Source organism: Enterococcus sp. DIV0436a, from assembly GCF_051711605.1.
GTDB lineage: Bacteria > Bacillota > Bacilli > Lactobacillales > Enterococcaceae > Enterococcus_B > Enterococcus_B faecium.
This window is the reverse complement of the sequence record NZ_JBIONA010000001.1, coordinates 2,129,796-2,143,074: the sequence shown is the minus strand read 5'-3', so window position 1 is coordinate 2,143,074 and position 13,279 is coordinate 2,129,796. Positions and strand designations below refer to the sequence as shown.

14 protein-coding genes are annotated in these 13,279 nt (G+C 38.1%); 12 read left to right on the top strand and 2 right to left on the bottom strand.

Features of this window, described 5'->3' with window-relative positions; genetic code table 11:
- The 9 genes from IGL15_RS10600 (at position 1) to dinB (ending at position 6,311) form a co-directional block, all read left to right on the top strand.
- Positions 1 to 315, top strand: a complete 315-nt coding sequence (locus tag IGL15_RS10600) for a YbaB/EbfC family nucleoid-associated protein (RefSeq protein WP_002292337.1) — start codon at positions 1 to 3, stop codon at positions 313 to 315.
- A gap of 24 nt (positions 316 to 339) precedes the next feature.
- Positions 340 to 936 (top strand): recombination mediator RecR, encoded by a 597-nt coding sequence (gene recR, locus IGL15_RS10595; RefSeq protein ID WP_002296223.1) that lies wholly within the window; start codon positions 340 to 342, stop codon positions 934 to 936.
- Between the two features lie 63 nt (positions 937 to 999).
- Positions 1,000 to 1,644, top strand: coding sequence for a dTMP kinase (gene tmk / locus IGL15_RS10590; protein WP_002294039.1), 645 nt, complete (start codon positions 1,000 to 1,002; stop codon positions 1,642 to 1,644).
- Positions 1,645 to 1,658: 14 nt separating this feature from the next.
- Positions 1,659 to 1,988: a cyclic-di-AMP receptor gene (locus tag IGL15_RS10585; RefSeq protein WP_002292340.1), complete on the top strand. Its 330-nt coding sequence runs from the start codon at positions 1,659 to 1,661 to the stop codon at positions 1,986 to 1,988.
- A 13-nt stretch (positions 1,989 to 2,001) separates the two neighbouring features.
- On the top strand, positions 2,002 to 2,940 hold the full coding sequence (holB, locus tag IGL15_RS10580; RefSeq protein ID WP_104765214.1) for a DNA polymerase III subunit delta': 939 nt from the start codon (positions 2,002 to 2,004) through the stop codon (positions 2,938 to 2,940).
- A gap of 35 nt (positions 2,941 to 2,975) precedes the next feature.
- The gene (locus tag IGL15_RS10575; protein ID WP_002298875.1) at positions 2,976 to 3,800 is read left to right on the top strand and encodes a PSP1 domain-containing protein; all 825 of its coding nucleotides are present in this window, start codon (positions 2,976 to 2,978) and stop codon (positions 3,798 to 3,800) included.
- On the top strand, positions 3,793 to 4,140 hold the full coding sequence (locus IGL15_RS10570; RefSeq protein WP_002288076.1) for a DNA replication initiation control protein YabA: 348 nt from the start codon (positions 3,793 to 3,795) through the stop codon (positions 4,138 to 4,140). The genes IGL15_RS10575 and IGL15_RS10570 overlap by 8 nt, the downstream gene beginning before the upstream one ends.
- Before the next feature lie 68 nt (positions 4,141 to 4,208).
- Entirely contained in the window at positions 4,209 to 5,081 is an 873-nt protein-coding gene (rsmI, locus tag IGL15_RS10565; protein WP_002298874.1) for a 16S rRNA (cytidine(1402)-2'-O)-methyltransferase, read from the top strand.
- Between the two features lie 108 nt (positions 5,082 to 5,189).
- Positions 5,190 to 6,311: a DNA polymerase IV gene (dinB, locus tag IGL15_RS10560; protein WP_002294035.1), complete on the top strand. Its 1,122-nt coding sequence runs from the start codon at positions 5,190 to 5,192 to the stop codon at positions 6,309 to 6,311.
- A gap of 53 nt (positions 6,312 to 6,364) precedes the next feature.
- Here the strand turns inward: dinB and nrdG are convergent, their stop codons facing one another.
- Together nrdG and nrdD are read right to left on the bottom strand one after the other, a co-directional pair.
- Positions 6,365 to 6,967, bottom strand: a complete 603-nt coding sequence (gene nrdG, locus IGL15_RS10555) for an anaerobic ribonucleoside-triphosphate reductase activating protein (RefSeq protein ID WP_002288081.1) — start codon at positions 6,965 to 6,967, stop codon at positions 6,365 to 6,367.
- Between the two features lie 562 nt (positions 6,968 to 7,529).
- Positions 7,530 to 9,719, bottom strand: a complete 2,190-nt coding sequence (gene nrdD / locus IGL15_RS10550) for an anaerobic ribonucleoside-triphosphate reductase (RefSeq protein WP_002288083.1) — start codon at positions 9,717 to 9,719, stop codon at positions 7,530 to 7,532.
- 325 nt (positions 9,720 to 10,044) lie between these two features.
- Between nrdD and IGL15_RS10545 the strand changes: the two genes are divergently transcribed.
- From IGL15_RS10545 to IGL15_RS10535, 3 genes are all read left to right on the top strand, one after another.
- Entirely contained in the window at positions 10,045 to 10,812 is a 768-nt protein-coding gene (locus IGL15_RS10545; RefSeq protein ID WP_002304285.1) for an ABC transporter ATP-binding protein, read from the top strand.
- Positions 10,802 to 12,844, top strand: a complete 2,043-nt coding sequence (locus IGL15_RS10540; protein WP_104765213.1) for an ABC transporter permease — start codon at positions 10,802 to 10,804, stop codon at positions 12,842 to 12,844. The genes IGL15_RS10545 and IGL15_RS10540 overlap by 11 nt, the downstream gene beginning before the upstream one ends.
- A 280-nt stretch (positions 12,845 to 13,124) precedes the next feature.
- Positions 13,125 to 13,274, top strand: a complete 150-nt coding sequence (locus IGL15_RS10535) for a teichoic acid D-Ala incorporation-associated protein DltX (RefSeq protein WP_002288113.1) — start codon at positions 13,125 to 13,127, stop codon at positions 13,272 to 13,274.
- Positions 13,275 to 13,279 lie beyond the last annotated feature (5 nt).

The window sequence follows — 13,279 nt, the reverse complement described above, 5'->3', positions numbered from 1 at the left end:
ATGATGCGTGGAATGGGCAATATGCAAGGCATGATGAAACAAGTACAAAAAATGCAAAAAGAAATGGCAGAAGCACAAGAGCTGCTAAATAAAACAGAGTTTACAGGTAAAGCCACCAATGAATTGGTCAAAGCGGTTTTTACAGGCGATCGTCGCATGAAAGATATCCAAATCAATGAAGAAGTCGTTGATCCTGATGATATCGAGATGCTTCAGGATCTTGTCGTAATGGCAGTCAATGATGCGATCGCACAAATTGATGTGGAAACTGAGAAAAAATTAGGGAAATACGCAAAAGGTTTGCCAGGATTTTAGTTTTAAACTGAAGGAGTAATGAATATGCAATATCCAGAACCAATTGCGAAACTGATCGACAGCTACATGAAACTTCCAGGAATCGGTCAGAAAACAGCGACAAGACTCGCCTTTTATACGATCGATATGAAAGATGAAGTAGTAAATGAATTTGCTAAATCTTTGTTAAGTGTAAAACGCGATTTGCATTTTTGTAGTATCTGCGGAAACATCACAGAAGAAGATCCCTGCGAAATATGTAGAAATCCTTCACGTGATCGAAGCGTTATCCTAGTGGTCGAAGAGCCGAAAGATGTAATGGCAATGGAAAAAATGCGAGAATATCACGGACTTTATCATGTTCTCCATGGTGTGTTATCACCGATGGAAGGGACAGGTCCAGAAGACATCAATATTTCTTCTCTGTTGCAGCGGCTGCATGATGCAGATGTAAAAGAAGTGATTATCGCAACAAATGCAACAACAGAGGGAGAAGCAACAGCTATGTATCTCTCACGTCTGATCAAACCCGCAGGTATCAAAGTGACTCGTCTAGCACATGGTCTGTCTGTAGGCTCTGATATCGAGTATGCAGATGAAGTTACTTTATTGAAAGCTGTCGAAGGAAGACGTGAGTTATAAATTTCTAATTAAGTGTTTTTTCAGATACAATATAAAAGCAGCACAAGAGATGGGGGCAACAATGTGAACGGACTATTTATTACAATCGAGGGGCCTGATGGTGCAGGAAAAACCAGCATCTTGAATGAACTTTACCCTCTTTTGAAAGAAGTAGCAAAAACAGAAATCATTCAAACAAGAGAACCAGGAGGCATTCCGATTGCTGAAGAGATCCGAGCAGTGATCCTTGATCCAAAAAATGATCGGATGGATGAACGTACGGAAGCACTGCTTTATGCAGCAGCAAGAAGACAACATCTAGTCGAAAAGGTTCTGCCTGCTCTGGCAAAAGGGAAAATCGTTTTATGCGATAGATTTGTCGACAGTTCTCTTGCTTATCAAGGTGCAGGCCGACGCATCGGCGTTACCGAGATTGCTCGGTTGAATGAGTTTGCTACAGAAGGTACTACGCCGGATTTTACCCTTTATCTTGACGTAGATTCAGACACCGGATTAAGAAGAATCAAGAAAAACAGACAAAATCAAATCGACCGTTTAGATTCGGAAGGTTTGGAATTCCACCAGCGTGTACGTCATGCTTACTTAAAGCTGGCAGAAGAGAATCCGGAAAGAATCCACAAAGTTGATGCAAGAAAAAGCTTTGAAGAAGTGCTGCAAACAAGTTATCATACAATTATTGAACAGTATCCGCAATTTTTTGAAAACTAGGAAGGTGAACGTTTATGAAAATTATTTTAGCGATTATCCAAGACAAAGACAGCAACCGTTTATCAAATGAATTGATTGATGCAAATATCCGTGCCACAAAACTATCATCGACAGGCGGCTTCCTTAAGGCTGGAAACAGTACGTTTATCGTGGGTATTGAAGATGACCGTGTAGAAGAAGCATTGGAAATCATCAAAAAAACGTGTGAATCAAGAAAGCAATTTGTATCTACACCTGTTACACTGGATATTTCGATGGATGGGGGCGTCCCTTATCCAGTAGAAGTAGAAGTAGGCGGTGCCACAGTCTTCGTCTTACCTGTTGAAGGATTCCATCAATTTTAGGAGGAGCTGAGCTATGAATCAAGAAATAAACTTGGCTCAAATGCAACCGATCGTGTATCAGCAGCTTCAACGGAGTTTTGAGCATGGGCGTATCGCTCATGCTTATCTTTTTGAAGGGGAGAAAGGAACAGGAAAACATGAAGTAGGTATATGGCTTGCACAGCACCTGTTCTGTACCCAAATGAAAGACAATCTGCCTTGTGGAAAATGCAACAATTGTCAGCGGATCGAAAAGAAAGAACATCCAGATGTTTTGGTTATTGAACCGGAAGGACAAACCATCAAAGTCGATCAGATCAGACGTTTGCAGACGGAATTCAGTCGCAGCGGTTACGAATCAAGAAAAAAAGTTTTTTTGATCAAAGAAGCTGAAAAAATGAATAGCAGTGCGGCAAACAGTTTGTTGAAATTCTTGGAAGAGCCCCCTGGAGATTTTTTAGCGGTGTTAGAAACAGATGCAGTAGGAAGAATTCTCCCTACTATTCAATCTCGTTGTCAAGTTCTGCATTTTCAAGAACTTTCGAAAGAAGCACTGATCCATCGATTGCAAGAAGAGCAGATTCCATTGGAAAAAGCAAAACTTTTGGCTTTCTTAACAAACAGTTTAGGAAAAGCAGTTGAAATCTCTCAAGATGAATGGTTTAATGATGCTAAGGACTTGATTTATCAATGGTTCGTTTACTTGCAAAAGCAAGATACTCAAGCCTTTATCTATGTCCAAAAAAAATTGATAAAATCATTTAAAGAAAAAACACAACAGTTTACAGGATTATCTGTCTTGATGTTTTATTATCAGGAAGCACAGCGTCAAGCAGTAGCAAACGGCGAATATGGCAAAGTGAAACAGATAAACCAGATAATTGAACGGATATTGATCGCAGAGCAGAAAATACGCAGCAATGTCAGTTTTCAGGCTGTTGCGGAACAGTTCGTTTTGCATACGATTTTTTAGCTTGCCGCAAAGGATGATGATCAAGGAGGATGGAAATGGTAGAAGTAGTAGGTGTCCGATATAGAGATGCAGGTCATATCTATTATTTTGCACCAGGAGACTCTGAATATGTTTATAATGACAAGGTATTAGTCGAATCTCAGCAATCCTTACATATTGCTACTGTTGTCCTTCCTAAAAAAGAGATTGATCCCAATGACCTTCCTGAAGCTATCCGTCCGATCTTGCATAAAGCGTCACAAGCTGAATTAGAAAAAGACAAAAAAAACAAAAAAGATGCTCATGATGCATTGAAAATCGCAAAAGAAAAAGTGCAGTTGCGTGAGTTGGAAATGAAAATGGTCAAAGCTGAATACACATTTGATCGAAATAAATTGATTTTTTCTTTCACGGCGGACGGGCGAATTGACTTTAGAGAATTGGTAAAAGATCTGGCCGCTGTATTTCGTACTCGTATTGAGCTTCGACAAATTGGTGTCCGCGATGAAGCAAAGATAATAGGCGGAATTGGTCCATGTGGGCGTCCATTATGCTGTTCTTCTTTTTTAGGCGATTTCGTGCCTGTATCAATCAAAATGGCAAAAGATCAAAGTTTATCTTTGAATCCAACAAAAATTTCCGGTTTATGCGGACGCTTGATGTGCTGTCTGCAATATGAGAGCGAAGAATACGAGACAGCGAAAAAAGAACTCCCTGACTTTGGAAAAGTAATTGCTACACCTGATGGTAAAGGGAAAGTCGTAGGGTTGAATCTGCTTAGCCGTATCGTTAGTATTCGGCTGACTGGACGGGAAAATCCTGTCGAATATGAATGGGATGAATTGAAAGAATTTATCCAAGTAGGTGAGATGAATGGATAAGAGATCATTATACGACGGATTGAATCAATTAGAATCAGAGTTGAGAAATACATTAACAGAACTTGTTGAAATGAAGCATGCTTTGCATGAGATCGTAGAAAAAAATACAACTTTGGAGATGGAAAATCAACGTCTGCGGGAACACCTGCGGGAATTGAACCAAGTTGCACAAGCTCCAGCTGAAAATGTGAAGCAGGAACTTTCTAAGTCTCGTATGAATCTTGAAAAAATTTATGAAGAAGGATTCCATGTCTGCTACGATTTATATGGATCAAGAAGGGACAATGACGAGCCTTGTGCGTTTTGTCTAGAAGTGATCTATCGCGAAAGCGGTCGATGACCAATAACAAGAGGAGACTGGAGCGGAGAAATACTGCTCCAGTCTTTTTATTAAGGAGATTGTGACAGATGTATAATCAAAAAAGTTTCAAGGGAAATCCGGTATATGGGGATTTATATCTTGTACCGACGCCAATTGGAAATTTAGAAGATATGAGCTACAGAAGTGTTCGTATGCTGCAAGAATCCGATCTTATCGCAAGTGAGGATACGCGTAATACACAAAAGTTATTGAATCATTTTGAAATCCATACACCCCAAAAAAGTTTACATGAACATAATTATAAAGAACGTGTCCCTCAATTGATTGCTTTGTTAAAAGAAGGAAAAACGATTGCTCAAGTCAGTGACGCAGGAATGCCTTCCATCAGCGATCCTGGACATGAGCTAGTTTTAGCCTGCATAAAAGAAGGGATTTCTGTGATCTCTATCCCAGGACCTACAGCTGGGATGACGGCTTTGATTGCTTCAGGGCTAATGCCTCAACCATTTTTATTTTATGGCTTCCTTCCACGTAAGAAAAAAGAACAGAAAGAAACATTGAAAAAGCTAAAAGAACAGACAGCTACGCTGATTTTTTATGAGTCACCTTATCGGATCACTGCTACATTGACGAATTTCTTAGAAATTTTTGGAAATCGCCAAGTCGTTTTGTGTCGGGAATTGACAAAGGTCCATGAAGAATACCTTAGAGGAAGTACGGAAGAGCTACTCGCTTATATCGAAGAACATCCAGTAAAGGGTGAATGTTGTCTGCTTGTAGAAGGGAATTTGTTCGAAACGCCAGTGACGGAAGTTGATGAAGAGTTGGGAACGTTAAAGGAACAAGTAGAAGCAAAGATCGCTTCAGGCGAAAAACCAAATGCTGCTATCAAAGCAGTAGCGCTGAAAAATGGGCTGAAAAAACAAGAAGTCTACCGTCAGTACCATGAATTAGACTGAGATAGTATAAGTTGTCTATAATGAAAGACTAATGAGGAAATCAGCTACTAACTTTTCAAATCTCTTGAACGCGAACGAATGTTCCTGTATAATAAATAAGAGGTGAGGATGATGGAGCTGCAATTTCCTTTACATAATGATACATCAAGAAAAATCATTCATATTGATATGGATGCTTTTTTCGCTTCGGTTGAAGAACGAGATCATCCTGAGTTTCGCGGACATCCATTAGTAATTGCCAGACACCCCAGTGACACTGGTGGGCGTGGAGTAGTGACTACAGCAAATTATGAAGCAAGAAAATTCGGAATTCATTCAGCAATGAGTGCACAAAAAGCGTATGAGCTTTGTCCGCAAGCCATCTTTAAGCCTGGCGACCATCATAAATACAGCGATATTTCCAAACAAGTACGGGAAGTATTCTATCGTTATACAGATATTGTGGAACCAGTTAGTATCGATGAAGCGTATCTTGATGTGACCGAAAATAAAATCAATTGCAAGTCAGCCATCAAAATCGCCCGAATGATCCAAGCAGATATTTGGGAGAGTGTCCAGCTAACATGTTCTGCGGGAGTAAGTTACAATAAGTTTTTGGCCAAATTAGCATCAGACTATCAAAAACCTAGAGGAATCACGGTAGTTGCCCCTCAAGACGCTGTGCCATTTTTAAAAGCTTTGCCAATTGAAAAATTTCATGGGGTAGGGAAGAAAACTGTACCTAGAATGCATGAGCTAGGGATTTATACAGGAAAAGACCTATATGAATGCACAGAAATGATGTTGATTCGAAATTTTGGAAAAATGGGCTATTCTCTTTATCGTAAAGTCAGAGGAATCCATGATTCTCCAGTAAACGTTACAAGAGAGCGAAAATCTGTGGGAAAAGAGCATACTTATGGGCAGCCGTTGCAAACGGAAGAAGCAGTGCTGACTCAGTTGCGCCAACTAGCTGAAAAAGTAGAAGAAGCACTGAGAAGAGTCCAAAAACATGGGAAAACAGTAGTTTTGAAGGTCAGGTACACGGACTATTCTACTGTGACCAAAAGAGTGACATTGCCAGAATATATCTATAAAAAAGAAGCACTCTTTTATCAAGCAAGCCTTATATGGGAGGAAATCTTGGGAGTAGAAAAAGGGATCCGATTGTTAGGGATTACTTTGACGAATCTGGACCCGATGACTTATGAAAACATCGTCCTTCCATTATGGGAAAATCAAGAAATATAAAAACAGCTTTGAGAGTTGAAACCGGAAATCCGTTTTCTCTCCCAAAGCTGTTTTTATATTAAGTCTTGCTTTTTGATTTGTTCATAGGTTTCTGTTGCATCCGTACATTTTTCCCAAATCACAACTTGATTGGATTCTAAAGATTTTTGGACGTCAATGATCCGCTGGTTGCTACTTCCGCGAAATTGTAGTTTTAGGTCACGTTTGCTTAATTCAAAGCGTCCGTCAACAAGGATATCGATTTGCGAAAGGAGTTCTAATTTATCTTCTGAATCTTGTAGCAATTCATCAAAGGTATAGCCTGTCCATGACCAGATATCTTTTGTCGTACCGAACTCTTTTCGGATACGTCGTACGACTTGCAGACAAACATCTGTATTCAAAAAAGGTTCGCCACCAAGTAAAGTTAATCCTTGCACGTAATCGTTGCGCAAGTCAGCGATGATTTGTTCTTCTAATTCAGGTGTGAATGGTTTGCCATATCGGAAATTTTGTGCAGCTTTGTTGAAGCAGCCTTCGCAGGCAAATAAGCAGCCACTAACGTAAAGACTGTTGCGGACACCTTCACCATCGACAAAATTAAACGGTTTGTAGTCAGCAATATAGTTTTGGCTGTAGTCTTTTGCTAACCATTCTTTTGGTTTTGGATTTCTCATAAAAAAACTTCTTTCATTTAAGGTTCAAAGATATAGCTATTGAAGATAAAATCTACTCGACCACATAAATAAGAACAAACTGACCTAAATCCATTGTTCAAGAAAGCTTGTTCTTATCTTGATAGAGGGCGTTCAAAGATACAAAGCCATCGAAAGAGGGTGGTGAAAAAAGACTTGTCATAGCCTCTTATTCTGAATAAACGGTGTTCAAAAGCTTGCATCTGCAGTAATAAGCCCAACTAAACGAAAAATATGAGGAGCTATTTTTGTTTAGCTGTTCTTATTACTTGATGCAGGACAGCTTTTTCACAACCTCTCCACTAAACGGTGTTCAAAAGCTTGCATCTGCGGTAATAAGCCCAACTAAACGAAAAATATGAGGAGCTATTTTTGTTTAGCTGTTCTTATTACTTGATGCAGAACAGCTTTTTCACAACCTCTCCACTAAACGGTGTTCAAAAGCTTGCATCTGCGGTAATAAGCCCAACTAAACGAAAAATATGAGGAGCTATTTTTGTTTAGCTATTCTTATTACTTGATGCAGGACAGCTTTTTCACAACCTCATTTCATGTGTTTCACACGTGAGGAAATTTCTTTATGGCGGCCATGTACCATCGGACGAGCTTGCGGATTTCCTAAATAGCCACAAGTACGTTTGACTACATCACATGTTTTTGGATCATGATTTCCACATTCTGGACATTCGAATCCTCGTTCTGTCGGTTTGAAATCACCTTCGAAACCACATTGATAGCAATGATCGATTGGCGTATTCGTACCAAGATACCCGATTTTGTCATATGCAAAATCCCATACAGCTTCTAAAGCTTTCGGATTTTGTTGGAGCATAGGGTATTCACAGTAGTGGATGAATCCACCTGAACAATATTTTGGATAATCCTTCTCAAATTCCAATTTTTCAAATGGCGTTGGGTTTTTACGCACATCATAGTGGAAACTGTTTGTATAATATTCTTTATCTGTGATATTTTCGATGATGCCGAATTTTTCTGTATCCAAACGGCAGAAACGGTCAGTTAGACTTTCACTTGGAGTTGAATAGACACTGAAATGATAACCATATTCATCCCCCCATGCATCTGCATTAGCTTTTAATTCTTTGACGATATCAAGTGTGAAAGCTTTTGCTTCTGGGTTTGTTTCCCATTCGCCACCGAAGAAAGCTGAAGCAACTTCATATAATCCAATGTAGCCTAACGATACAGTAGCTCGACGGTTTTTGAATAATTCATTGACAGAATCGGTACGTGAAAGACGTTTCCCGAAAGCACCATACATATATAAAATTGGTGCATTTGCAGGAATGGCTTCTTTACAACGTTCTACACGATAGAGAAGAGCATCTTTCATGATTTCTAAGCGGTCAGACAGTAACTGCCAGAATTTATTCTGATCTCCTTTTGATTCGATCGCGATTCTTGGCAAATTCAATGTAACAACACCTAAATTCATTCGTCCGACATTTACTTCTTGACCATTTTCGTCTTTCCACCCTTGCAAGAATGAACGACAGCCCATAGGTACTTTGAAACTTCCAGTTAATTCAACGATTTTATCGTAATTCAGAATATCAGGATACATTCTTTTCGTTGCACATTCCAATGCTAGTTGTTTGATGTCGTAATTAGGATCTTCAGGGTTTAAGTTCACACCTTTTTTCAAAGTGAAGATCAGTTTAGGGAAGATAGCTGTCCGCTTTTCACTCCCTAATCCATTGATTCGAATCTGTAAAATTGCTTTTTGAATTTCTCTTTCAAACCAGTTTTCTCCTAGTCCAAATCCTAATGAAGTGAAAGGAGTTTGTCCATTTGAAGTAAATAAGGTATTGATTTCATATTCCAAACTTTGCATAGCATCGAAGATATCTTTTTTGGTTTTTGCTTTTGCATATTCTTTTTGGCGTTCTGGCGAATCGATCCATTCTTCCGCGTCTTTTAGATGTTTTTTATAGTTCAATTCTGCAAAAGGAGCAAGCAATTCATCTGTTCGGTCGGCAGAACAGCCACCATATTGACTTGACGCTACATTGGCAATAATCTGTGAGATTTGTGCTGTGGCGGTCTGGATAGATTTTGGCGATTCGACTTCGGCATTGCCGATTTTGAAACCATTGTTCAGCATGCCTTTGAAATCAATCAAGCAGCAATTCGTCATCGGTGTATAAGGATGATAATCCAAATCATGGTAATGGATATCGCCTTTTTGATGCGCATTTGCTATATGTGGTGGCAACATTTTCAGTCCGATTGATTTTCCAACGATCCCGGCTGTCAGATCTCGCTGTGTATTGAAAACATTACTGTCTTTATTTGCGTTTTCGTTCACGACAGTTTGGTCCTTGTTGATTAGCTTTTCAATCGAAAAGTTGATATCTGTTGCTTTACTGCGAGCAAAATCTCGTTTGGTACGATAATTGATGTACTCTTCTGCTAATTCATATTCGTTTTTTTCTAGTAATATATGTTCCACGATGTTTTGAATCTCATAAATTTTGACATTTTCAGCAAACCGGCTTTTGATTTCTTGGACAACCAAGTCTGCAATCATTTGAATTTTTTCATAAGTAAGTGGTGATAATGAGCCGTGAATTTTCTTTTCTGCTTTGATCAGTGCTTCATTGATCTTTTGTTCATCGAAATCAACATGGCGGCCATCGCGTTTGATGACTTTCATCTGGGATGTCTCTGGCTGCTGAGTAACGACAGTTTTTTCTTCATAATTTACTTTCATTATCTTCAACTCCTGCTAAATTGTTCTTGTCTATCATAAAACAAAATCTGGGAAGGAGCAACTAAATATCGGCTATATATAGTATTCAATGTGCTGTATAATTGGATTTCTATACTATATGTAGTGTATATTTTATTGTGAAAAAAGGTGAAAACTTGTAGCTGGTGGATTTGTTTTTTGCATATTTAATTTTGCTGAATAAAATAATTGAATAAAATTTTTTATTCAGTCCAAGTAAAAGTGACAAAAACATAAGAGCAAATTATTCGTAGATATGCTACTATGCAAATAAATAGAAATGAAAAATGAAAGAGGAGGAGAAGAATTGGAAAAGATGATCGAAGTGAAACATCTAAGTAAAAGCTACGGCAGCAAACTTTCTCCCGTCAAAGCCTTAGATAATATCTCATTCACAGTAGAAGAAGGCGAGTTTGTTGGGATTATGGGCCCAAGTGGTGCAGGAAAGACAACGCTGATGAATATCTTGTCCACGATCAATTTGCCTACGATGGGCAGTGTCTCGATCCAAGGAAAAGAAATCACAAAAATGAAAAATAGTGAGCTCAGTGACTTTCGTCGAAAAAAACTAGGATTCATTTTTCAAGAGTTCAATTTGATCGATACCCTAAATGCAAAAGACAATATCCTATTGCCCCTAGCAGTTGAACGGATGACTAAAGAGGAAATGGAAAAGAGAGTAAGACATGTAGCTCAATTGTTGAATATAGAAGAACTGCTCAAACGGTATCCCGATGAACTTTCTGTCGGACAGAGACAACGAATTGCAGCTGCTAGAGCACTTGTTGTTCAGCCACAAGTGATTTTTGCAGATGAACCAACTGGCTCTTTGGACTCGAAGTCGGCTACAGAATTGTTGAACTACTTGAAGACCATGAATCAAAAAGAAAAAGCAACGATACTGTTAGTCACCCATGATCCATATACAGCAAGCTACTGCGATAGAATTTTATTTATTAAAGATGGTGTGATTTTTTCTGAAGTTGTCAGAAGAGGGACAAGAAGAGAGTTCTTTGAGAAAGTAATAGACATGCAGGCGACGATTGGCGGAGGAGGAAAAATGAATGCTGTATAAACTAGCCGTTAAAAGTTTTTTTCGGCAGTCACGAGGCTATCTTGTTTATTTTTTCAGTTTGACTTTATCCGTAATGATCTATTATTCCTTCAGCGCAATGACCTACGATCAATCTTTAGTCAGAAGAGCAAGTCAAGATACTTCGATAGATGGTGGATTGAGTTTTGGCGGATTTATCATTACTGTTGTTTTGCTTTTTTTCGTATTCAGTGCCAACCGATTTTTCTTGAATAGAAGGCAAAAGGAAATAGGCATCTATCAGCTTTTTGGTATGAATAAACTGCAGATATCAGGTATATATGTGTTAGAAATCATGATAATTGGATTGTTCGCCTGCATTTCTGGGATATTACTCGGTATTATTTTTTCCAAACTCTTTTCAATGATTTTGGTTCGAATGATGGATATGGATCTTACTAGTCCATTTTTTATCTCCATTCCATCAGTAGTAGATACTTTATTTGCTTTTTTCATCATCCTTTTAGCAGTATCTGTATATTCAATATGGAAAATATGGCGCTATCCAATGATTCGAAGTTTTGGAGAAAAAGAACAAGCAGATAGTTCAACAATGCGCTTCAGGACAAGGCACCGATTACTCGCAGTCATCGGGTTACTGCTTTTAACGAGCGGATATTTTGGAGCTAGTCATTTTAGGGAAATCACTTCATGGATGATCAGTTATCATTATCTTGATACATTAGTTTTCTTTTTTCCTTTTTTAATTTTTTTCGTTTGTGTGGTCGGTACTTATTTGTTTTTCTGTTATACATTTCGGTTATTTTTGATCATATTGAGTAAATGGAAGATTTATTACTATGGTATCAATTTTTTGATAATGGGTAACACGCAAGTTCATTTGCTCAAAAGTTGGCGTACAAATTCTCTGATTACAGTCATTCTCGGAATTTCTTTAATGACAATTGGCGGCACGGCTAGTATCTCTACTATTTTATCCTACCAGGAGAAAGTTTCCTCCCCGATGGACTATCAGTTTGATGTTGAGACAGAGAAAAAAATCAAGCCGATTCTAGCAGAGGAAGGGCAGAAGATAACTAAAGAAATCACCTTGCATTATAAAGTCATTGGGAGTATCTATAGTCAAAATCTCGAAGAACCTATGTTTCAAACTGCTAATCTGATCACGGAAACACAATATCAAGCCTTCAGAAAAGTTAATCCAGATTTGCCGAACATTTCTTTGAAATCACCTGGTCATACTGTTTTGCTTGATCAAATGCAAACTCTTTTTCGGAATATTTCATTATATGGATCTAGTATTGGACTGCCAGATAATCAAGAATTGAAGATTCAACAAATGCTTCCAAGTGTATTAGGTGACGAAACAATGGTATATCTAAGTCCTGTACTGATTGTAGATGATACCGTTTTTGAAAAAGCAAAAGGTGTGGATTATCAAGTAGTCAATGTAGATGTATCAGGTGGAAATAATGAAAAAATAGATGAACGACTGAGCAATGACCTGTCGATAAAGTGGCTCAATGCTGTTTATTATTCTTATGATATCGTAAATGGAAGTCTACAAGGAGAAATTAGCACAAAGAAACTTCCGGATGACCAAATGAAGGAAGCACAATTTAGCCAAGAAAGCTCTCGTTTGAATTTCTCTTCTAGCTATTCGAAATTGCGTGCAGTCAATCGGCGAATCGGTATCAATATTTTTGTCACACTATTTGTCGGGATGATCGTGATTATTGCTACTGGTAGTATTTTGACAGTCCGGCAATTATCAGAAGCAGAGGAAGAAAAAGAAAACTATCACCTATTGACTAAGCTGGGGATTCCACAAAGAAGGATCAGACGGATGATCTTCGAGCAAAACGCACTTACCTTCTTTCCACCCATGATATTAGGGATCACTCACGCAGTATTTGCAATCAATGTCTTCACTCAGTATATAAAAACTGCCGATTACTGGTTGGCTTATCTTGTGAGTGGCTTATTGATCCTTATCTATCTTTTGCTTTATGTCATTACGAGTCAGTTATATTGTCGGATTATCGAGGAATGATATACGGAATAAGACAAGATAATAAATAGAACTAAATTTTGAATACCATTTATTTGGAATAAGAGGTTGTGACACGATTTTTGTCACAACCTCTTTATTTTTTATATTTTTTAAAAGTACGAGAAATTATAAAGAAAAAAGCAGTGATTTGATGTGCTATTTTTATAAAAGCTATGTGACAAAACTGTTAGTAAAAAAACGGTTTCTGTAAGCTAGACACATGTTTCTTTTTGTCAAAATTAGTTACACTTTGTGTGAGGTTATATGAGGAGGGAATCCAATGAACAAATGGCGCTCTAATCCAAAATTGAATTATTGGGGAAAATTCATCATTCGAACAATTTTTTATAGTGCAGTACTGCTGTTCCTGATTTATCTGTATCACTATAAAAATATTCAAGGAGGAACTTTTATCTATAACGAATTTTAGGAGGA